This is a genomic window from Bordetella tumbae, from assembly GCF_054780995.1.
The window spans coordinates 137,476-158,243 of the sequence record NZ_BAAGVG010000005.1 but is presented as its reverse complement, the minus strand read 5'-3'; the positions used below and the strand labels follow the sequence as shown (position 1 = coordinate 158,243).

Genomic DNA, 20,768 nt, shown 5'->3' with positions numbered 1-20,768 from the left:
AAAAGGCAGGCGGAATGCCTGCCTGACGCTGGTGTGGTATTGACGATGGCGCGGTTCGATGGAACCGCGCCATATCTTATTTATTACCCTTCACGTGCCTGAGTACTTCGCCTCGATGCGCCGCGATATGGTCAGTTTTGTCGCTCTTTATCTCGTACTGAGGGTGATCTGGCGAGGCACGGTGGGTATGTCCCTTGTAGTCGAAGTCCTCAGTATGGACGGCAATGATCGTGCCTGCTACGTGGCCCGCCTCGGAATTCCAGGATACGTGGTCGCCGATCTTGAATGTCTTGAGCATGGCTCGGGCTCCTTGTGTGCCGATGAGGGTTTCAGAGTAACTCTTGTTCGGGGAAATTGTTTAATTGTTGTTTTATCAAAATTAAATTAACATAAATATTGGTATTTCAATGATTAATCGTGATGCCCCGATCTTATCCTCTTCCCGTTGAGGTTGACCAGACGCTGGTCGAATTTGGTGAAAGACTGGCCCTACGCCGGCGTATGGTTGGCCTGACCCAGGCTGATCTGGCCGAGCAGGTAGGGATAGGGTTGTCTACACTCACTGCCATTGAACGTGGAGACGCGGGCACCTCTATCGGAGCTGTGGCCCGGGTCCTTTGGGGGCTGAATGTGCTGTCCGACCTGGATACGATTGTCACGTTCGAAACCAGTGACCCTTTGCTGATCGAACGTATTGATGACGTGCCTAAGCGTGTGCGCAGAAGGAAGTCCAAATGAGTTCATCACAGCTCAAGACAGTGTGGGTCTGGCTGCCGGGGCAGACTCATCCCATCATTGCCGGGCGGTTCGAGATACAGATAAGAGCCGGTCAGCCGATCGGTTCTTTTGTCTACGATCCGACATACGTCGCTCACGCAACGTCGTTTAGTCTCGATCCGGCTCATCTGGTTCTCAATCACAAACGCCCCGATAAAAAATATGAGACTCGGCTGAATAAAGGGCTTTTTGGCGTTTTCCGAGATGTATGCCCCGAAGGGTATGGCCGTGATCTGCTGAACTATCGATTTGGCAGAGAGGACGAGCCTCTCTCCGATATGGATCTGTTGGAAAAGTCCGTGGGCGATAGTGTTGGCGCCATTGAGATTTGTGACGACATCAAGGCGAAATTGGACTCAAGTGTTTCTCCTTCCTTGAGTTGCTTAGTGGATGCGCTTTCTGACCTCAGCCCTGAGCGCGCCGCAAGTCATGCCGTACACCGGATGTACGAGATTGGTACCAGCATGGGGGGTGAGCGGCCTAAGCTGACCGTCCACGATGACGACTCTCAGTGGTTGGCCAAGCTGCAAGATCGAGGCGATGCTCCGCACATGCCGGCCCGTGAGAATGTCGCGATGAGGCTTGGACGGCTGTGCGGTCTAAATGCGGCAGAGGTTCGATTCATACGTACGCCGAATCAACATGAGCTTGTGCTTGTTAAGCGCTTTGACCGTCTTGGTATTGACGGACAACGGATCCCATATTTAAGTGCCCATACAGCTCTTGGGCTGGATATAGGAACTTTACCAGGTCATCGCTCCAGATCTTATTTGGCGTTGGCGGACCGAGGGCGTCGAATGGGTGTCGGGGAGGAGGATATCAAAGAGATCTGGAAACGCATGGCATTTAATGCACTGATCAATAACGTGGATGATCATCCACGAAATCACGGGTTCGTGCGAGTCGATGGACAATGGAGACTGGCGCCAGCATTTGATCTCGTGCCCTTGATGAGAAAAAATGATGGAATTGGTCCAATATTGGCCATGTCTGTCACGCGTTCGGGAGAACGCCAAGCCGGCGTGACGCAGCTCCTGGAATCCAGTCGGCATTTTGGGTTGAAGCCTCGAGAGGCTGCCGCATGGCTGATAGAGTCAGCATCTACGATTAACGATCGGTGGCTTGCCGAGATGCTGCAAGCCGGCGTGAGTGAGGAGTTTTGTACATCGCGGCAAATTGCTAGTTTTACATTCGCCAAAATGATCGCGAGTTCTCCTGAGTTGACCTTGAATGCTGCAGATCACTTAGGCAAAGGGACATCTGGAGTCAAAAGACAATCAGGTTCATCGTGAGTCGTCAGAACATCACGGACTGTGCCGGGTGGCCATCACGCTGATAAACCAGAATGGCCGCAGCCAGATCTTCGGATGCTGTCCCCACCGCTTTATAGACCGTAATTTCATCCGCAGACCTACGCCCTCGATGAACGCCATTGCACAGGTCTTCGAGCGTGGCCCGCACGTTGGCGGCGTCGAACCGGCCGTTCCTGATAGGGGAAAGCAGATCACCGGATTTTTCCAACGCCTCGGTGGTATCGATGAACACGGATGTGTCTGCGAACGTTTCGTCATCTGATTCCCGCATGGCGGGTTGAAAACTGCCGATGAGGTCCAGGTGCGTTCCGGGCTGCAGCCATGCCCGCTGAATCAGCGGCGCGCGCGATAGCGTTGCGCACGACACGATGTCGGCTTGTTCGACCGCGCTGCGCAGATCGGCGACGCTATGCGCGTCAAAGCCTTCGGCACAAAGCTGTTGTGCGAGGCTATCGGCTTTTTCGGGATTGATGTTCCACACCGAGATTTTCTGGATAGGACGTATCGCTGCATAGGCTGGCGCGAGTGCACGGGCGACGTTGCCGGCGCCCACGATCAGCATGTTTGTCGCGTCCTCGCGTGCGAGATAGGATGCCGCCAATGCCGAGGCTGCTGCGGTGCGTCGTACGGTGATCTGGTCACCGTCGATGATGGCCAGCGGCTGGCCGTTGGTGGCGTCAAACAGCGTATAGGTAGAAAACAAGCCAGATTTGCCCTGTTTGGCGTTCTCTGGAAAGATCGTCACGTGCTTGATGCCCAGGTATTTGCCGTCCTGCCACGCAGGCATGATCAACAGCGTATCGGTCGTGTGCTCGCGTTCATTGATGGTATGAATATGCCGGCGAGGGACTACGCAAGTCTCAATGAACATCTGCCGAATGGCCGGAATCAGCGCATCGAATACCAAGCGTTCTGCAGTGGTGTTGCTGTCGAAAATTTTCATCGATTGCATCTCCGGTCATCGAATTTCAGGACATAAGACGTGCGCGTACACCCTCGGCTGCGACTACGCCGCTGGCCATGCTTGCCGTCAACAGATAGCCGCCCGTTGGGGCCTCCCAGTCGAGCATTTCTCCCGCACAGAAAATACCCTGTGCATTGTTGAGCATCAAGGTGTCGCCGGTGGCCTCCAGCCGTACACCGCCAGCGCTGCTGATGGCCTCATCGATCGGCCGCGTACGCAGTAATCGCAGGGGCAGCGCCTTGATACGGCGCGCCAGCAATGCCATATCCTGCCAAACCTGCGCATCGGTGCACTCACGCAGCAATGCTGTCTTGACGCCCTTTAGTCCAAGCCGGCTCTGCAAATGACTGGCCATGGAGCGCGCGCCGCGAGGATGTGAAACTTGTGCGAGGACTTTGTCGGCAGAGAGGTCGGGTAGTAAGTCGACCCAGGCAGATGTTGAGCCCTGTGCGTCAATCGCGTCTCGCAACCCGGCTGACAGCGCATAGACCAGGCTGCCTTCGATGCCCGATTCGGTCAGCATGAACTCGCCGCGCCGCCATGTGCCGGGCTCGCCATTGCGATCCAGCGCCATGGCGACCGATTTGAGAGGCGTTCCTGCATAGCGTTCGCGCAGATGTGCGCTCCAATCTGCCTCAAATCCGCAATTGGCCGGACGCAGCGGCTCAACATCTATGTGATGCTCCTGCAGGCCCGCGACCCAGCTGCCGTCAGAGCCCAAACGAGCCCAGCTGGCGCCGCCCAAGGCCAGTATCGCAGCGTCCGCATGCACAGTCAGCGGCCCATGCGGCGTCTCAAAATGCAGCATCTGAGGGGTGGCGGTTTCACCCTCCGGCCAACCGTTCCAACGGTGCCGCATGTGAAAGCGCACCCCCGCGGCTCGCAGCCGCGACAGCCAGGCTCTCAATAGCGGAGCTCCCTTCATTTCCAGCGGGAATACACGCCCGGATGAGCCGACGAATGTTTCGACGCCCAAACCATGAGCCCATTCACGCAACGCTTGTGCGTCCAGGTGTTGCAGCCAGGCGGCGACGGCTGAACTGCGGCTGCCAAAGCGCTGATTGAAGCGCTCTGATGGCTCACTATGCGTCAGATTCAATCCACCACGGCCAGCCAACAGGAATTTCCGTCCGACGGAGGGCATGCCGTCGTAGACGTCGGCCAGTATGCCGTGGCGCGCGAGCGTCTCAGCCGCCATCAAACCAGCGGGGCCGCCGCCGATGATGGCGACGCGGACGGAGGGGGATGAGGCGGGGGAGGTCGTATCGGGCATGAGCAGGGTTGTCGGAAGGGACAACGTCATTGTCGCATGGCAGGTACCTCAGTACCGGCGCCATGGCGAGAGCTAGGCCGGTATTCAGAAAGGAACGCCGAGGGTTTGCTGCCCGTCACCATTGCTGTTCAGAAAGCCTCGTCAGCGTATTCAACACAGCGAGTCCACGAGGAACGATCGTGTCGATCTCGCAATACTCATCCAGCGTGTGGAACTTCCCGCCCACAGGGCCGGTGCCGCATAAGGTGATGACCCCCAGGCTGGAGGTCACGCCGGAGTCGGCACAGCCGCCGCTGAATTCTCCCTCGGCCTGATGCCCCATGGCGTTCAATTCCGATTGGTACAACTCGAACAGTTGCTTGGATTGCGCAGTGGGCACGAATGGGCGGAATTCGCCTTTGATATCCAGCTTGGATAGCGTGCCGGTGATAAAGGACTTGTTGCAGATGCAGCGTATGCTGCTGACGAGCGATTCGCGCTGTTCCAGATCGAAAATGCGCAGGTCAATGGATGCTTTAGCTGATGGCGCCGAGGTATTGACCGACAGGCCGCCAGACACTAGACCGACATTGACGGTGACGCCTTGGTCTATGTCGGTGAGTTCGTCCAGCGCCACAATCTTGTGGGCGAGCTCAGAGATGGCGCTGATGCCTTCGGAAAAATTGGCGCCGGAATGCGCGGCGCGGCCCTCGATATCCATTTCAAAGAACACGCCGCCTTTGCGGCCGGTGACTACGTTGCCTGAGGGGCGGCCAGGCTCTGCATTGAATGCGAAACGAGCTTTCTCGGCAAAGGGCACGATGACGTCCTTGCTCAGTGGCGAGCCGATTTCTTCGTCGCAGGTGAATAGGGCAGTTATCTCAGGCAGCGGCTCCGAGCTCTGCGTGGCAGCGGCCAGGATGAACGCGTTCATGACGACACCGGGTTTCATGTCGGCCACACCGGGACCGTAGGCTCGGCCGTCCTGAATGCGAAAGGGACGTCGGGCGGCTTCACCGGCCGGGAACACGGTGTCGCAATGTCCCATCAATAAAACCGGCTGCCCCACTGTGCTGCCGGCGTTCACTGTGACAGAAATTGCGGCTTCGACATCGCCGACGAAATGCGGCGTCACCGCTAAGCCATGCTCGGAGAAGAATGATTCGAGACGTCGGAATACTCGCGCCACGCCGGGCTTGTCGTAGCTGTTGGAGTCGATATTGACCAGGTCTGCCAGCAAGGCCAGCATGTTGTCGTGTTGGCCAGCTAGCCATTGTGTTGCGGGAATTCCGGCGGTTTCGTTCATTTGTTCGGTCCGTTGGGGATGCTCGGATGAAAAGGCTGTTCCGGGGAGTTGCGTTAGTTGTGGTATTACTATTTAATACTTAATATTATTATGCGCTACTTGACCTAACCGGTCTATTCTGGAAAACGATGACAAGCAACGCTCTGTACGTAGGCTCAGTAGGCAAGGCATTTGCCGTACTGAACTGTTTTAAAAGCGCCAGCGGTGATCTGAGCCTGACTGAGATAATGGAACGGACCGGGCTGGACAAGAGCGCCGCGCAGCGCTACGCCTATACGCTGAACGCCGAAGGGTATCTGGAACAGAATCCGCAGACGCGCCGATATCGCCTGGGAAAGCGTGTACTAGATTTGAGCTTTCACTTTCTGCGCACGCATGAGTTGGTAGAGGCGTGGAATCCCATCATGCTGAGCCTATCGCAGGCCACAAGTGAAAAGATCAGTCTGTCTTTGTATGACGGCCGCGAGCTGGTGCATGTGATGCGTCACCAGACCAAGACAGAGCATTACCACGCATCGTTGATTGGCCGTCGCGTGCCATTATTCTGTACTGCTGGCGGGCGTGCGGTGTTATCGCGGCTCGATGAGGAACGGCTCACATCGGTGCTGGCCGACGCAGAGTTGAGGGCGTATACCCAACATACCTTGACGACGCCGAAGGCCATCAAGGCCGCATTAAAACCTGTACGGGAAAAGGGCTACGCCATGGTCGTCGATGAGTTCATCATTGGCGAGATCGCACTGGCTGCGGCAGTGATTGACGCCAGCGGGGCTCCGGTTGGGGCGTTGCACCTGGCGGGTGAGTCGCGCGAATGGGACGCAGCGCAGTACGAGGCCAGATTCGCGCCGCACCTGCTGAATGCAATTGCACAGTTTCAACGGCGCAATCAGTTTGGGTGAGAGGCGGACATATGGCTCGCGCGAGGCGCCGGCCGCTAATTCGGCGGCTTTGTCGTCAATCGGGCATGCCGCGCCAGCAACGTGTCAAGCTGATTGGCAAAGGCCTTGCGATCCGCCTGGCTGAATGACGCCGGGCCACCCGTCTCGATGCCGCTGGCTCGCAACTCCTCCATCATGTCACGCATAGCCAGGCGCTCTCGAATCGTCTCCGGCGAATAGCGCTCGCCGCGCGGATTCAGCGCCATGGCGCCTTTTTCGAGTACTTCAGCGGCCAACGGGATGTCTCCCGTGATGACCAGGTCGCCCGCCTCGGCATGCATAACGATATGCGCATCGGCCACGTCGAAACCACGTGGCACCTGCACCGCCCGTATCAGCGCAGACGGGGGCGTGTACAGCATTTGATTGGCCACCAGCGTGAGAGAAATCTGCCAGCGCTGAGCAGCGCGAAACAGAATGTCCTTGATGACTGCGGGGCAGGCGTCGGCATCGACCCAGATATGCATAAATAATTCAGGCGTCGAGCGCTTTTTGCAGGAGCTCGGCCACGATGTCGTTCGTGGATACGCCTCGTTCCTGGGCCAGGGCACGCAGGCGATCAGCCTGCACCTGGGTGAGTTTCAGAGGAAAAGGCACCAGACCTGCGGCCTGGTCCAGTTTGCGCTGTTCGCGCCGATCGAGCAATTGATCGGAACCGTAACGGCCGGGGGTGCCCGCTTGCTTTAATTGGCCAGCGAGTTTCAGGGCTTTGTTCTTTTCGAGATCGTATTTTTTCATGGTTTTTCTGATTGAGACGGCCGTTCGAGAACTGCTCACGGAAAGGAATTTTGAGTAAGTCAGTTCGCAGCAGACCGGGAGTTTGTGCGGCGCGCAGTCCAGCTACGAACTATAGCGTATTGGCGTCGCTTCCAAACCTCAGGGAAGAAGCAAATAACAAATAAAAGTCTTTTTGCAACAGCGGCTTAGGTGACATTCGGAATGCATATATGCATACAAATTTTGTTTCGTAGCGGCAACTGCGTTGCGCAGTTTTAATAGTCCTCTTTCCTTCATTCCGCCTAGCTCTTTCGGAGCCCTCCATGACATTTTCCCGCTGGTTCATTGTTCCTTTGGCCGCACTGACAGTTTTCAGCGCCCATGCCGCCGACAAACTGCGTATTGGCGTGGTGCCGGGCGCTTACGCTGATTCGATCAATGTCGCCGCCAAGGAGGCCAAGGCTCAAGGTATCGATGTGGACGTGGTGGAGTTTACGGATTGGACGACGCCCAATGTGGCGGTGGATTCGGGCGATCTGGATATCAATTATTTTCAGCATCAACCCTTTCTGGATAACGCTATCCAGAAAAACGGCTACAAGCTCGCCAGCGCAGGGACGGGGATTCTGGCCAATGTGGGGTTGTATTCGCTCAAGCACAAGGATATCTCGCAGGTGCCAGAGGGCGGCAAAGTGGGCATTGCCAACGATCCGGTGAACCAAGGGCGTGGCTTGCTGTTGTTGCAAAAGGTGGGGCTCATCAAGCTCAAGGACGCAGTGGGTTTTTTGGGGACGCTGGACGACATCGTCGAGAATCCGAAGAAACTCAGTTTTGTCGAGGTGGAAGGACCACAGCTGGTGCGCATCACGGGCGACGTGGATATTGCGCAGGGGTATCCGCATTTCATCGTGGCGGCCAAGGCATTTGATCCCTCCAGTGGATTGGCCTATTCAGGTATTGAGGACGCCCGTTTTTCGATTCAGTTTGTCGTGAAAAGCGAGCGTACACAAGATCCTGTGATTCAGAAGTTTGTCCAGATTTATCAGAGCTCTGATGCGGTCAAAGCCGATATCCATCGTGCGTTCTCTAACGACAATCGCCTGTACACGCTGGCCTGGATCAAGCAGTAAGAACGCCAAGGGTCTCGCGCAGCGTGTTGCGTGAGACATAGAGAAAGGGGCATTTCGATGGGAGTATCCGTTGCAATAAGGCAAATGCTGGCGGGGCAGGATGCCAAGGAGGCGGGAGGCAGTGAGCTGTCATCGACAGCAGTTCTGCCCCCGAGAAGCGCAGAGCGCGGGACAGGAGCCGTATCGTTTCGCAACGTGGCCAAGACCTATTTTTCGTCGGCTGGCCCGGTGCAGGCGCTGCAGGCAATCAGCCTGGATATCAAGCCGGGCAGTATCTTTGGCATCATCGGACGCAGCGGTGCCGGAAAATCCAGCCTGTTGCGCACGATCAACCGGCTGGAGCCGCTAACAAGCGGTCAGGTGCTCGTTGACGGTGTAGACATTGCCACGCTCGACGAATCGCAATTAGTCGAATTGCGCCGCCGCATCGGGATGATCTTTCAGCATTTCAATTTGCTCTCGGCCAAGACGGTGTTTGAGAACGTCGCGTTGCCGTTGCTGGTGGCGGGAGTGCATAAAACTCAGGTGACGGAACGGGTCAATGAGCTGTTGGCCCTGGTCGGTCTTCAGGACAAGGCCAACACCTATCCGGGCCGCTTGTCGGGAGGCCAGAAGCAGCGCGTCGGCATTGCCCGCGCCCTGGCGACCGGGCCGGAGATTCTGCTGTGCGACGAGGCGACGTCGGCGTTGGATCCCGAAACGACACAAGCCATTTTGCAGTTGCTGCGCGATATCAATCGTACGCTTGGTATTACCGTCATTTTGATCACGCACGAGATGAGCGTGATCCGAGAGATTGCCGACCAGGTGCTGGTACTGGAGCACGGACGCGTCGCTGAGTTGGGAGAGGTATGGCAGGTATTTGGGAATCCCCAACATACGGCTACGCAAGCGCTGCTTGCGCCGTTGCAGCATGGCCTGCCCGATGATGTACGGCGTTCTCTGTTGCCGACCCGGCCAGCAGGGCGCAGTGCACAGGTCTTGCAGCTGACCTACGGGGGCCAAGGTGGATTGGAGCCGGATTTTTCTCGCATAGGCCAGGCACTGAGCGGTTCTGTGCGGTTGTTGCACGGAGGGCTGGATCGCATACAAGGGCACGCGCAGGGACAGTTGCTGGTCGCGTTGCACGATGTTGTTGTTGGCGAGCCGGATCGGAAAAAATTGACGCAGGGGTCACAGGCCATTGCGCACGATATCAAGGTGCTGGGATATGTCGCTGACGCTGTCGATTTCCATTGAGCGTTATTGGAATGCGTTGATCGACACCCTGATGATGGTTGGCGTGTCGGGGGGGATTGCTTTTGTCGCGGGCGTTCCGTTGGCTGTCTTGCTGATTGTGACCGCACCGGGCGGGTTTTTGGCTTCGCCGCGTATTAACCGTGTGGTGGGCAGTGTGATCAACGGGTTCAGGGCAACGCCATTCATTGTCTTGCTGGTTGCGTTGATTCCGTTCACCCGCATCGTGGCAGGCACCACGATCGGGGTGTGGGCAGCCATCGTTCCGCTGGCGATCAGCGCCACCCCGTTTTTTGCGCGCATTGTCGAGGTGAGTTTACGGGAGGTCGATCCGGGCCTGGTCGAAGCAGCCCAGGCGATGGGTTGCAAGAAATGGGACATTGTGCGGCATGTCTATTTGCCGGAAGCGCTGCCGGGGATTATCGGGGGATTCACCATTACGTTGGTTGCGCTGATCAGTTCGTCGGCGATGGCCGGTGCAGTGGGGGCGGGCGGCTTAGGGGATTTGGCCATCCGCTACGGCTATCAGCGTTTCGACACGCAGGTGATGCTGATCGTGATTGCTGTGCTGATTCTGTTGGTGACTATGGTGCAGGTCCTCGGCGATGGCTATGTGCGGTGGCTGCGCAACCGCTGAGTGTTCGAGGGGCTGCCCACAGCGTGCTCGCCGTTGCGAGGGGCAGGGAGCCGCTATTTTTGCGATTCAATCTTGAGGTCTGGAATGACAATACTGAAAGCTCGGAGCGGTGCTTTGCCTGCTGAGGGGCTCGGTGCTACGGTGCCATCGTCATCAGCAGGGGAATCCCCTCGCATTCTCGAGCGGCTGCCCCTGCCGCCGCAGACGCCATATCGCGTCACTAGCGACGCAGAAGCGTTACAGATCGCACGGGCTTTGGCAGAAGAATTTCGTGTGAGCGCCGCCGAACGCGACCGAGAGCGCCGCCTGCCTTGGGACGAAATAGAGCGCTATACCGCCAGCGGTCTATGGGCGATCACCATCCCCAAGGAATACGGTGGGCTTGGGGCTTCGTACGAAACGCTGGCGCAGTTGTTTGTCACGATCTGCGGGGCGGATCCCTCGCTGGGACAGATTCCGCAGAATCATTTTGCGGTCATTCAAAATCTGAAAGACACCGCTAGCGAGGCACAAAGACAGCGTTGGTTCGCAGATGTGCTCGGCGGACATCGGATTGGTAACGCGGGGCCGGAACGTAAAGCAAAGGCCGCGCAGCTGGTCTCGCCGACAGCCCGCTTGCAGCTCAAGGCAGACGGCAGTTTGAGTGTGAGCGGCTCGCGGTTTTACTCCACGGGCTCGGCTTTTGCACACTGGATACCGTTTCGGGCGCAGGATGAACAGAGCAGGCCCTTACAGGTTTGGGCCAGGCGCGATGCTCCCGGTGTGACGATCTTTGATGATTGGAATTCCTTTGGCCAGCGTACGACGGCCAGTGGCGGCATAGTGTTCGATCGCGTGCCGGTCGGCGAGGACGACGTGGTCCCTATATGGCGTTTCCAGGATGTTCCCACCTTGTCTGGCCCGGTATCGCAGTTGATTCAGGCTGCCATTGATGCTGGCATCGCTCAAGGGGCGCTACGTGATGCGCTGGATTTTGTTCGGGAAAAAAGCCGGCCATGGGTGGATTCGGGGGTGACGCGTGCGAGCGACGATCCTTACATCATCAACGAGGTTGGTCAATTGCAGATTGAGGTGGATGCAGCTCATGCTGTATTGCTGGAGGCTGCGCGGCATCTGGATGCAGTTGCACACCAGCCCATTGACGAACACGTCAGTGCTCGAGCTTCTGTCGCCGTGGCACAGGCCAAGATCCTGACAACCGAGGCCGCCTTGCTCGCCAGTGAGCATTTGTTTGCCTTGGCGGGTTCGTCTTCCAGCCGCGCGGCACATAACCTGGATCGGCATTGGCGCAACGCGCGAGTGCATACGCTGCACGACCCGGTACGGTGGAAATATCACTTGATTGGAAATTATGTGCTCAATGGTGCGTTGCCCAAACGCCATCAATGGAATTGAGAGCGATGAGCAGAGGTATCACTATGGCGAGCAGACCAGCACATGAGGCATCGACGTCGGGGGCACGGGCTGCGCCGGCGTCATTGCCTGCGCAGCCCGCACAGATCATTCGCAGCGAATCAGAAGCCTTGGAGATTGCAAATCAGCTTTCGAGCGAGATTGCTATCGAGGCACAGCAACGCGACCGTGACCGTATTTTGCCCTGGCAGGAAGTGGACGCATTGAGCCAGAGCGGTCTGTGGGGGATCACGGTGCCACGGGAATACGGCGGCGCGGGCGTTTCTACCGGAACGCTGACTCAAGTTGTTGCCTTGATCGCCGAGGCGGACGGGAGCGTCGGGCAGATTCCGCAGAATCACTACTATGCGCTGGAGGTACTGCGCGTTGGTGGGTCATCGGCACAAAAGGCGTTCTTCTATGAGCGTGTGCTACGCGGTGAGCGGCTGGGCAACGCGCTGGCCGAGATCGGGCATCGCGATTTCAAGCGACGCACACAGCTATTGCGTGAGTCTGGCGGGTGGGTTGTCAATGGTGCGAAGTTCTATTGCACCGGCGCTATCTATGCGCATTGGATTCCGACGCTGGTCACTGCCCATGAGGATGAGGGAGAACGCCAGTATCTCGCGTTCGTGCCACGTTCGGCGGCCGGTGTGATCATTACTGATGATTGGGATGGTTTCGGGCAGCGCGTCACTGGCAGCGGCTCTGTGCAGTTTGATCGAGTGAGGGTCGAGCCGGAATGGGTTGTTCCGTTCACGGCTTCGTTCGAGCAGCCTACGACCATCGGGCCATTTGCCCAGATTATCCATGCTGCACTGGATCTGGGTATCGGATGGGGAGCGTTACAAGCGACCTTGCCCTTTATCCGTGAACATGCGCGCCCGTGGGTAGATGCTGCGGTGGAAAGCGCGACACAGGATCCGTTATTGCTGGCGCAGATTGGCAATGTGCACGTACGCCTGTGTGCCGCGCAGGCACTGCTGGCAAGAGCAGCGTTGGCTGTCGATGCTGCCCAGTTGCAACCCGACGAGGACAGTGTCGCAGCCGCCTCTATCGCTGTGGCGCAAGCCAAGGCGTTGAGCACGAGTGCCAGTTTGTTGGCGGGCAGCAAACTATTCGAGCTGAGCGGCACGGGCGCGACGCTGGATGGTTTGGGATTGGATCGGTTTTGGCGTAACGCGCGTACGCATACGTTGCATGATCCCGTTCGTTGGAAATATCACGCCGTGGGGAACTATGTCCTCAACGGTGTGCGGCCGCCGCGTCACGGCGCGTTGTGATACCGATATCAGGGTCGAACCCAGCATGACACAGGCAAAACGGCATATACACGTCAACGCGTTCAATATGAATTGCGTGGGCCATATCCATCATGGCTTATGGACGCATCCTCGCGATCAGTCTACGCAGTTCCAGACCTTGGAATACTGGACGAATATTGCGCGGGTACTCGAAAAAGGCCTGTTTGACGGTATTTTTATCGCTGACGTGATTGGGTACTACGATGTTTATCAGGATGGCGTGGACCTTACGTTACGTGAGGCGATTCAGTTGCCGGTGAATAATCCCTGGCTGGTCGTGTCTGCGATGGCCGCCGTGACCAAGCATATAGGCTTTGGGCTGACAGCGACTGTGGGCGCACACAATCCCTACGCGTTTGCACGCGATGTGACGACCTTGGATCAACTCACCAACGGCCGTATCGGTTGGAATATTGTCACGGGCTATGTGGAGAGCGGGGCGCGTGGATTGGGTCAGGCCGGACTGGCCGAGCACGACAGCCGTTACGATCGCGCAGAGGATTTTCTGGCGCTCGCCTACAAACTATGGGAAGGCAGCTGGGAGGATGACGCCGTGGTGACTGATCGCGCGCGCCGTATTCATACTCGGCCAGAGAAAGTGCATCCAGTGAAGCACGAGGGCCCGTTCTATCGGGCCAACGCCATTCACATGAGCGCGCCATCACCGCAGCGCACCCCGGTATTGTTTCAAGCAGGCACGTCGCCGCGCGGACTGCAGTTCGCCGGGCAGCACGCCGAGGGGATTTTCATCGGCGCGCGTACACCCGAAGCCGCGCGCGAGGCGTCTCGCAAGTTGCGGCAGGCGGCCGTGAATGCCGGGCGCCGCCCCGATGACATCAAGATCTACGCGGGCCTGGCTGTCGTGGCCGGTCATACCGAAACCGAGGCGCAGGACAAATACGCCGAATATCTATCGCACGCGAGTTCCGAGGGAGGCCTGGCGCATTTCGCCGCGAGCACCGGCGTGGATTTTGCCAAATACAGTCTGGACGAGCCCATCCCATATGCCGCGGGTAATGCAATGCAATCCGCTGCCCAGGCCGCGCAGCAACAGGGCTGGACCACGCGACGCAAGCTGCAGGAACAATTCGCGCTGGGCAGCCGTTATCAGACCATTGTCGGCAATGCCACTCAGGTCGCCGACGAAATGGAGCGCTGGATCGATGTGGGCGAGATAGACGGTTTTAACCTGACACGCATTGTCGTGCCGGAAACGTGGGAAGACTTTGCCAATATCGTTGTGCCCGAATTGCAAAACCGGGGGCGTTATCGCACGCGCTACGAGCAGGCTACGCTAAGGCAGCAATTGTTTGGCAGAGGGGATCGTTTGCCCACCAATCATATTGGTGCGAGCGTAAGGCATGCTGTCCGGCTGCCAGAGCCTTGACCCAGGCCCAGGCAGCATGCCTCAAATGTCGGCCTACTGCGCTAAGTCATACTGCCACTGCAAAGGTTCGTCATTTTCATACCAATCCCCTTTGCTCCAATATAGCTTGCTGCCGGTCGGCGATAGACCCATCACGCCCAGATAGCCCGGAATGGCCAACTGATGCCAGGTGCGGCCGCCATCCCGCGTGTAGAAATGTGCATCGGTGTCGATCTCGGCGCGGCTCTTTGAGAAAGGGATGAGCAGCCGGGGCACGATCGTGTCGCCCCATTCGCTCACCACTTGATAGTCGCCGTTATTCCAGAAATACCGCGCTGACGTGCGATTTTCGGCGAGCCATCCCGGCAGCAGCGACGGCGTTCTCTGACGCTCGACCCATTCGCCGGTTTGCGTATCGAGCTTGGCCAGCCATTCTCCGTCTTTGTCCTGCAGGATGGCGTAGGTGCGGCCATCGTGCGAGGTCGACAAATGCTCCACGCGCAATTCCGGGTGGCGTGTGACCTTGGTGATCTGCCATTCACCTGAGGGGGCCGGGCGCGAAAGCTCTGCGTGCGTCATCAGCATGGTGCGGTGCTGGGCATTGCCGACGGAATACCACATGAATTCTGATGCCCACACATAGGCGCGCGTGTCACTGACCTGAACGACAAAGCGCTCTTGATCCATGTCCCGGCGCGAAGAAAAATCGCCATTGGGTTGCCCGGTCATTTCCCGCAGATAGGAGACTGGCGCAATCAAAGGCTCGGGACTATAGACGACGGTCGAGGTTTGTCCCTGATCGGAGGAGTAGAACAAGGCAGTCGGTCTGGTCTCATTGCCGTTGGCATCGCGACGGGTGGGCGCAGGTTCTGGGCGACCCCAGATCCCGGCGGGCTCGTCCTCGCTCGGGGGTTCTTTGCCCCAGGCCCAGACGTGCTGGTCCGAGGAAAAGGTAGGCTTGATACTCCAGGCGAGCCGATCGACCTCGGTCATGAAACCCGATTCCAGCCAGGTCCAGGTGGCGCCATGATCTGTGGATCGGAAAATGGCGGTTTGTTCGCTTTCGGTCAACGAGGGGGATGATGACCTAGGCCGGTCTATACCGGTGAATAGGAACAGCGTGCCGGATTCGGGCGATACCATCAAGCAGGTGACATCAGGCACCGTGGCAACCATTTTGAATGTGCCGTCATCCTGCAGTAGCGACAGCGTGGTCAACATGGAGCGAGAGCTAAACAGGTTGAAACGACGTTGCGAGGCAGCTTCGTCCTTGCCCAGGATGAGTTCGCTCAGATCCGGGACACCCGGAGGGATGTAAGACGGGGAGCCCGAGGACTCTTCGTTTCGTCCAACCAGCCACGTTCCGTGCCGGGTTTCGACGACGCCGGTGCACCATTGCTCCATGGAGCGCCAGCGGGCGTCGCCGAGCTTGCCGGTGACGGCCGTGCCTGGCGTGCCTCCCGCAGCACCCATGTTGGTACTTGCGAGGGTCCACCCTACGTAGAGGGGAATGCTGGCGCAAGCCATCAGGATGACCAACAGGCCTGTCCAGCGCCGTGGCGATTGACGCAACCTGCCGCTGGCCAGGCACAGCAGCAACATCGCCACGAGGTTGAGGACAATGGCGAACGTCAGGCCGGCCTCGGGATTGCGGCTGAGCTGGCGCGGCAATGATTCGATGAGCCCCGGGTTGAGCCACATCCAGATCCACACCAGCGCCAATATCAGGAAACTGGTCAACAGGTATGCGATAACCCCGGACAGCAGCGGCTTGATGACGAGTGCGAAGAGGCTCGGCCGGGTGATGGTCAGACGGCGTACATAGATCGACGCTGCCAACAGGCATATCAGGCTGGCGAATACAATCTGGCTCAGCGATAGCGGCAGGCTCAGTCCGTTGAGCACATCCAGGGGCAACTGCGTATCCGACAGTTGAGCAGCCCATGGCCAGAGTCCGATGTAGGTGAGCAGAACCAGGACAAAATGCAGCCCCAGGCATCCCAGTAAAAAGGATGCAAGGGCGATGCTTTTTTGCAGTGGTACCGCCATGTTGGCCGGATGATTCCCATCCACGATAGCTGGGTCGTGTGTTGTGCCGACGGGCTTTTTGGCAAGCAGGAAATGCAGCCAGACGGGCACCCAGGCCCACAGGGGCATTGTGGCGTAGAGGAGGCTGGTGATAGTCCTGTTCGCTTGCAACAGGATGGGCGGCATCAGCTCGAACCAGTCGCCGCCTTTCGCCTGCAGAGTTTGCAGTTCTTCGACCCAGAGGTGCTGAAAGTGTCCGAGTATTTGCAAACGGACAACATAGGACCAGATCAGCGTGGCCAGGACCAGGATGATCCATCGAGCTTTGTTGCTCGGACGCTCTGCTGTCCATGGGCGCCGACGGATGAGCCAGGCACTGAACAGAAACACCAGCAGGCATTCGATCATCAAGACCGGCACTAAGGCGAGCGCGTGCTGAAACCCGAGAGGAAGGTTCAGTATCTGCAGCGGCACGACCGGATAGAGGTGGCGCAGCCAGGCGCTATGCGTTTGCACCAGCGACTGTATGGTCGCCTCGGGCAGCAGGTAAAAGATAAAGAACAGCAGCTCCGGCAGACCGCGTATCAGCAGATAAATCAGCGTGATTTTCAGCGCATAGCGTTTGAACCGGGGGGAGTTGTCTCCAGACATATTCGGCTTGTTAGGTGTTGTCGACGACGCATTATTACCTACAAGCGCTTGGTGAATAGGGTGGGCTGTTCTTTAATCGAACCGCCGAAGGAATCCTGCCGGGAGCTTTCGCGTGTGATAGAGGCTCATGAGGGAGCCTCTATCACACGGGTCTTTGCTCACGCATTCGCACAGGAAGCCTGCAGCGAGCGCTGCGCGCGTTGCTTGCTCGAGACGGCCAGGGCTGCTCCCAGTCCCATGGCGGCCAGCACAATCACGGCGGCCGTTGCACCCAGCCAGACCAATCCATAGTGGTCGATGATGTAACCTCCCACGATCGCGCCGATGCCGATGCCGGTATTGGCCCCGGAAATGTTCAAGGAAGCGGCAAATGCCGGCGCATCTGGTGCGGACTTCATGACGCGCACATGGCATACCGTAAAGAGCGCTGCCTGGGCGACGCCCCACAAGCCTAACGCGAGAGCGAGCAACCCGGGCGAACGCATGACGGGACCCAGCACGATCAGGCCTGCGGTCATCAAGCCAGCAAACAACAGCGTGGCACCAAGGGCGCTGCGATCGGCCAATCTGCCACCGACCAGGTTGCCGATGAGCCCGATGCCGCCAAATGCCATCATGGTCCAGCCCACCCATTGGCCGTTGAAGCCGGCCAAACGTTCCAACATGTCGGCCAGATAGGTGTAGGCGGTAAACATGCCGGTGAAGATCAGCAGCGACAGCATGACGTGCCCGATGACGTGCGGGTCACGCAGAATGCTTAATTGCGTGCGTAGTTTGACTTGTTGCGTCTGCTGGGGCGGGCGAGGAAAGAAAACCCACAGCATCAGTGCTTTGGCGAATGCCACGACGGCCAGTACGCCAAAGGCGGTGCGCCAGCCAAACCCGTCAGAAATCAGCACGCCGATAGGAATGCCAAACACCGTGGCAGCGACGATGCCGAATCCCACCATCGAGATGGCTCGGCCCGCACGAGCGGGGCCGGCCAACTCAATCGCGGTCGCACTGGCCAGCGACCAAAACACCGGCAAAGCCAAGGCCGGCACGAAACGCGCTAAAGCCATGATGCCGATATTGGGAGCTAACGCGGCGACCGTATTGGATAGGCCAAACAACACCAGCGTTCCGATAAAGAGCCGTTTGCGATTCATGTTGCTCAGCAGCGCGGTGAGAAATGGGCCGGCGGCGGCAATCGTAAAGGCAAACAGGGTGACAAGCAGCCCGGCTTGGGACACGGTGACATTCAGATCGCGCGCGAGCGGGGGGAGCAACCCCACGATCAGAAACTCTGTCGTGAGGATGGTGAACCCCGCAGTGGAAAGCAACAAAATAGGTAGCAGCATGATTTGATGTGTCGCGCTGGTGAGGCGCGGCAGAATAGGGTGTCGGCAGGCCTGGTGGAAAAACAGAACTGCCGCCGTCTACGGCAAGCGCAGGCGGCGGATTTATCCGCAATTCAGGGATAACCCGTACTTTAATAGGGCTGAGTGAAGGGATAAAGACTAAAGACTCGGCATGACTGTTTGTTCAAGATGAACAATCATGCCGAGATCGATCGCTGTTGTCAGCGCAGGCCGCGGGGCAGCAGGGGCTCGATGGCATCCCAGAGGTCGGCGGGGGTGTTGGCGGTGGCTTCGGCCGACCAGCTGATGACGTTTTCGTCCTGTCCTAAATAACCATAGGCCGCGGCGACGGCGGGCATGCCCGCCGCATGGGCTGCTTGGACGTCACGCAAATCATCGCCCACATAGACGCATCGGTCAACCGCGTACCCGGCCTCCCGGGCGGCATGTTGCAGCGGCAGGGGGTGGGGCTTGGAGTGCTCGGTGGTGTCGCCGCATACCAAGACGGCGCTGTCCTGGGTCAGACCGAGAAATTCGACGATGGGCAGCGTCAGGTGGGTGACTTTGTTGGTGACAATGCCCCAGGCGTGCCCGCGTTCGCGAATCCCATGGAGCAATTCGGCGATGCCCGGGAACAGCCGGCTGTGTACCGTAGAGTTGGACGCGTAATCTTCGAGAAACTGTAGCCGTGTGGATTCGTACTCTGGATGGTCCGGCAGCATGCTCAACGCCACGCGCAGCAGTCCGCGCGCGCCTTGCGAGGCGACGGGGCGCAGCGTTTCGTAGGGCAGGGCCTCCAAGCCGCGGCGAGTGCGTTGACGATTGGCGGCAGCGGCCAGATCGGGGGCCGTGTCGGCCAGCGTGCCGTCGAAATCAAACAGAATCAGTGCGCTCATTTGCGGGTGGCCATCAGATAATTCACAGAGGTGTCGCCCGACAGGCGGTATACCTTGGTAATGGGGTTGTATTCCATGCCGCGCATGCTGGTGAGCTCCAGGCCGGCTTGGCGAGCTGAGGCCGCCAATTCACTGGGTTTGATGAACTGGTCGTGGCTATGGGTGCCGCGCGGCAGCAGGTTCAGGACGTACTCTGCCCCGAGGATGGCAAACAGGAAGGATTTCGCGTTGCGGTTCAGTGTGGAAAAAAACACCCAGCCGCCGGGTTTGACCAGAGCGGCGCAGGCGCGGACGACGGAGCCGGGATCCGGCACGTGTTCCAGCATTTCCATGCAGGTGACCACATCATAGTGACCGGGTTGTTCGGTGGCCAAGTCCTCGACTGGGACGGCGCGATATTCCACTTTGATGCCGGACTCCAGGCCATGCAAACGGGCAATTTTGAGAGAGCGTTCGGCGAGATCGATGCCGGTGACCGTGGCGCCCGTGGCGGCCATGCTCTCGGACAGAATGCCACCGCCACACCCGACGTCCAGCACGGTTTTCCCGGCCAGGCTGCCCGCGCACTCTTGAATCCAGTCCAGGCGCAGGGGGTTGATGGCATGCAGCGGCTTGAATTCGCTTTCGGGATCCCACCAGCGCGCGGCCAAGGCGGCGAATTTGTCTAATTCGGTTTGGTCAGCGTTGACGCCGGGGCGAGTCGAGGTAGCGGATTCAGTCATGAGCGGCAGGCAGTGCGGCGTGTGAAGACACGCCGTAATGAAAAAAGGGCCTCGCAAGCGAGGCCCCTCATTGTAGCGGCTAGCGCATCAATTACTGATTGCGGCTACCGACAATTTCAACTTCTACGCGACGGTTCTGGGCACGGCCTTCACGCGTCTTGTTCGAAGCGACGGGCTGCAGTTCGCCCTTGCCTTCGGTGTAGATGCGGTTCGGGTCGATGCCACGGCTAACCAAGTAAGCCTTGACCGAAGCAGCACGGCGCTCGGACAGACCTTGGTTGTACTTCTCGGTACCGATCGAGTCGGTGTGACCGACAGCGATGATGGTCTCGAGATTGATGCCTTGAGCTTGCTGGGCAACTTGATCCAGCAACTGACGGCCTTCCGGCTTCAGGGTGGACTTGTCGAAGTCGAAGAACGTGTCAGCGTTGAACACGACCTTGGTGGCCGCAGGCACGGGTTTGGCGGGCGCCTGAGCGACCGGTACGCCATCGCAGCCCGGGATGCCGGTGGCCGGCGTCCAGAATGCATCGCGCCAGCACAGTTCATTCGTGCCGTTCATCCACACGTCGCCGAACGGATTGCGCCAGTTGTCCACGGTTTGCGCGGAAGCAGCACTGGCAGCCGTAACGGCGGCGAAGGCGAGCGCCAGAGCGAATTTGGAGGGTTTGTTCATGTTTCTCCTCGTTGAGCTTGAAGCTGGATAAGTGACTCGCAGCGAATCCCCGCCGCATATCAGGAAACGGGGTCAGTATAGCAATGCTCGGAAAAGGTTCAAAGAATCGCTACTGAGTCTCCT

At 58.4% G+C, this 20,768-nt stretch carries 20 protein-coding genes; 9 read left to right on the top strand and 11 right to left on the bottom strand.

The genetic code is table 11. The features are described from left to right. Window positions 1-76: 76 nt before the first annotated feature. Window positions 77-298, bottom strand: coding sequence for a hypervirulence associated TUDOR domain-containing protein (locus tag ACYVI2_RS04980; RefSeq protein WP_415819558.1), 222 nt, complete (start codon window positions 296-298; stop codon window positions 77-79). Window positions 299-420: 122 nt separating this feature from the next. Here ACYVI2_RS04980 and ACYVI2_RS04975 point away from each other — a divergent pair, with 122 nt between their 5' ends. Next, window positions 421-738 carry a helix-turn-helix domain-containing protein gene (locus tag ACYVI2_RS04975; RefSeq protein ID WP_415819557.1) on the top strand — a complete coding sequence of 106 codons (318 nt, stop codon included), beginning with the start codon at window positions 421-423 and terminating at the stop codon, window positions 736-738. After that, the gene (locus ACYVI2_RS04970; RefSeq protein WP_415819556.1) at window positions 735-2,069 is read left to right on the top strand and encodes a type II toxin-antitoxin system HipA family toxin; all 1,335 of its coding nucleotides are present in this window, start codon (window positions 735-737) and stop codon (window positions 2,067-2,069) included. The genes ACYVI2_RS04975 and ACYVI2_RS04970 overlap by 4 nt, the downstream gene beginning before the upstream one ends. Window positions 2,070-2,073: 4 nt before the next feature. On the opposite strand, the gene lhpI is transcribed toward ACYVI2_RS04970, so the two are convergent. The 3 genes from lhpI to ACYVI2_RS04955 all read right to left on the bottom strand — a co-directional run bounded on the left by lhpI (window position 2,074) and on the right by ACYVI2_RS04955 (window position 5,612). Further along, window positions 2,074-3,033, bottom strand: a complete 960-nt coding sequence (lhpI, locus tag ACYVI2_RS04965) for a bifunctional Delta(1)-pyrroline-2-carboxylate/Delta(1)-piperideine-2-carboxylate reductase (RefSeq protein WP_415819555.1) — start codon at window positions 3,031-3,033, stop codon at window positions 2,074-2,076. Window positions 3,034-3,058: 25 nt separating this feature from the next. Then, window positions 3,059-4,327 carry a TIGR03862 family flavoprotein gene (locus ACYVI2_RS04960; protein WP_460490270.1) on the bottom strand — a complete coding sequence of 423 codons (1,269 nt, stop codon included), beginning with the start codon at window positions 4,325-4,327 and terminating at the stop codon, window positions 3,059-3,061. A gap of 115 nt (window positions 4,328-4,442) precedes the next feature. After that, entirely contained in the window at window positions 4,443-5,612 is a 1,170-nt protein-coding gene (locus ACYVI2_RS04955; RefSeq protein WP_415819553.1) for a M20 family metallopeptidase, read from the bottom strand. Between the two features lie 128 nt (window positions 5,613-5,740). On the opposite strand from ACYVI2_RS04955, the gene ACYVI2_RS04950 reads away from it, so the two are divergent. Beyond that, the gene (locus tag ACYVI2_RS04950; RefSeq protein WP_415819552.1) at window positions 5,741-6,511 is read left to right on the top strand and encodes an IclR family transcriptional regulator; all 771 of its coding nucleotides are present in this window, start codon (window positions 5,741-5,743) and stop codon (window positions 6,509-6,511) included. Between the two features lie 35 nt (window positions 6,512-6,546). Here the strand turns inward: ACYVI2_RS04950 and ACYVI2_RS04945 are convergent, their stop codons facing one another. Further along, window positions 6,547-7,017, bottom strand: coding sequence for a YaiI/YqxD family protein (locus tag ACYVI2_RS04945; protein ID WP_415819551.1), 471 nt, complete (start codon window positions 7,015-7,017; stop codon window positions 6,547-6,549). Between the two features lie 7 nt (window positions 7,018-7,024). Then, window positions 7,025-7,288: a hypothetical protein gene (locus ACYVI2_RS04940; RefSeq protein WP_415819550.1), complete on the bottom strand. Its 264-nt coding sequence runs from the start codon at window positions 7,286-7,288 to the stop codon at window positions 7,025-7,027. Between the two features lie 302 nt (window positions 7,289-7,590). On the opposite strand from ACYVI2_RS04940, the gene ACYVI2_RS04935 reads away from it, so the two are divergent. The 6 genes from ACYVI2_RS04935 (at window position 7,591) to ACYVI2_RS04910 (ending at window position 14,353) form a co-directional block, all read left to right on the top strand. Next, the gene (locus ACYVI2_RS04935; RefSeq protein ID WP_415819549.1) at window positions 7,591-8,397 is read left to right on the top strand and encodes a MetQ/NlpA family ABC transporter substrate-binding protein; all 807 of its coding nucleotides are present in this window, start codon (window positions 7,591-7,593) and stop codon (window positions 8,395-8,397) included. Between the two features lie 57 nt (window positions 8,398-8,454). Beyond that, window positions 8,455-9,636 (top strand): methionine ABC transporter ATP-binding protein, encoded by a 1,182-nt coding sequence (locus ACYVI2_RS04930; RefSeq protein ID WP_415819548.1) that lies wholly within the window; start codon window positions 8,455-8,457, stop codon window positions 9,634-9,636. Further along, entirely contained in the window at window positions 9,608-10,270 is a 663-nt protein-coding gene (locus tag ACYVI2_RS04925; RefSeq protein WP_415819547.1) for a methionine ABC transporter permease, read from the top strand. Before ACYVI2_RS04930 ends, ACYVI2_RS04925 begins: the two co-directional genes overlap by 29 nt. Before the next feature lie 84 nt (window positions 10,271-10,354). After that, window positions 10,355-11,665, top strand: coding sequence for an SfnB family sulfur acquisition oxidoreductase (locus ACYVI2_RS04920; RefSeq protein ID WP_415819546.1), 1,311 nt, complete (start codon window positions 10,355-10,357; stop codon window positions 11,663-11,665). A gap of 23 nt (window positions 11,666-11,688) precedes the next feature. After that, a complete protein-coding gene (locus ACYVI2_RS04915) occupies window positions 11,689-12,945 on the top strand; it encodes an SfnB family sulfur acquisition oxidoreductase (RefSeq protein WP_415819545.1) in 1,257 nt (418 codons plus the stop codon). A gap of 25 nt (window positions 12,946-12,970) precedes the next feature. Then, the gene (locus ACYVI2_RS04910; RefSeq protein WP_415819544.1) at window positions 12,971-14,353 is read left to right on the top strand and encodes an LLM class flavin-dependent oxidoreductase; all 1,383 of its coding nucleotides are present in this window, start codon (window positions 12,971-12,973) and stop codon (window positions 14,351-14,353) included. 33 nt (window positions 14,354-14,386) lie between these two features. On the opposite strand, the gene ACYVI2_RS04905 is transcribed toward ACYVI2_RS04910, so the two are convergent. The 5 genes from ACYVI2_RS04905 to ompA all read right to left on the bottom strand — a co-directional run bounded on the left by ACYVI2_RS04905 (window position 14,387) and on the right by ompA (window position 20,645). Then, entirely contained in the window at window positions 14,387-17,011 is a 2,625-nt protein-coding gene (locus tag ACYVI2_RS04905) for a hypothetical protein (protein WP_415819543.1), read from the bottom strand. Between the two features lie 158 nt (window positions 17,012-17,169). Continuing rightward, window positions 17,170-18,351: an MFS transporter gene (locus ACYVI2_RS04900; RefSeq protein ID WP_415819541.1), complete on the bottom strand. Its 1,182-nt coding sequence runs from the start codon at window positions 18,349-18,351 to the stop codon at window positions 17,170-17,172. Between the two features lie 221 nt (window positions 18,352-18,572). Next, on the bottom strand, window positions 18,573-19,247 hold the full coding sequence (locus ACYVI2_RS04895) for an HAD-IA family hydrolase (protein WP_415819539.1): 675 nt from the start codon (window positions 19,245-19,247) through the stop codon (window positions 18,573-18,575). Then, window positions 19,244-19,969 (bottom strand): bifunctional 2-polyprenyl-6-hydroxyphenol methylase/3-demethylubiquinol 3-O-methyltransferase UbiG, encoded by a 726-nt coding sequence (gene ubiG, locus ACYVI2_RS04890; RefSeq protein ID WP_415819538.1) that lies wholly within the window; start codon window positions 19,967-19,969, stop codon window positions 19,244-19,246. Before ubiG ends, ACYVI2_RS04895 begins: the two co-directional genes overlap by 4 nt. Window positions 19,970-20,060: 91 nt before the next feature. Continuing rightward, window positions 20,061-20,645 carry an outer membrane protein OmpA gene (gene ompA, locus ACYVI2_RS04885; RefSeq protein ID WP_415819536.1) on the bottom strand — a complete coding sequence of 195 codons (585 nt, stop codon included), beginning with the start codon at window positions 20,643-20,645 and terminating at the stop codon, window positions 20,061-20,063. Window positions 20,646-20,768 lie beyond the last annotated feature (123 nt).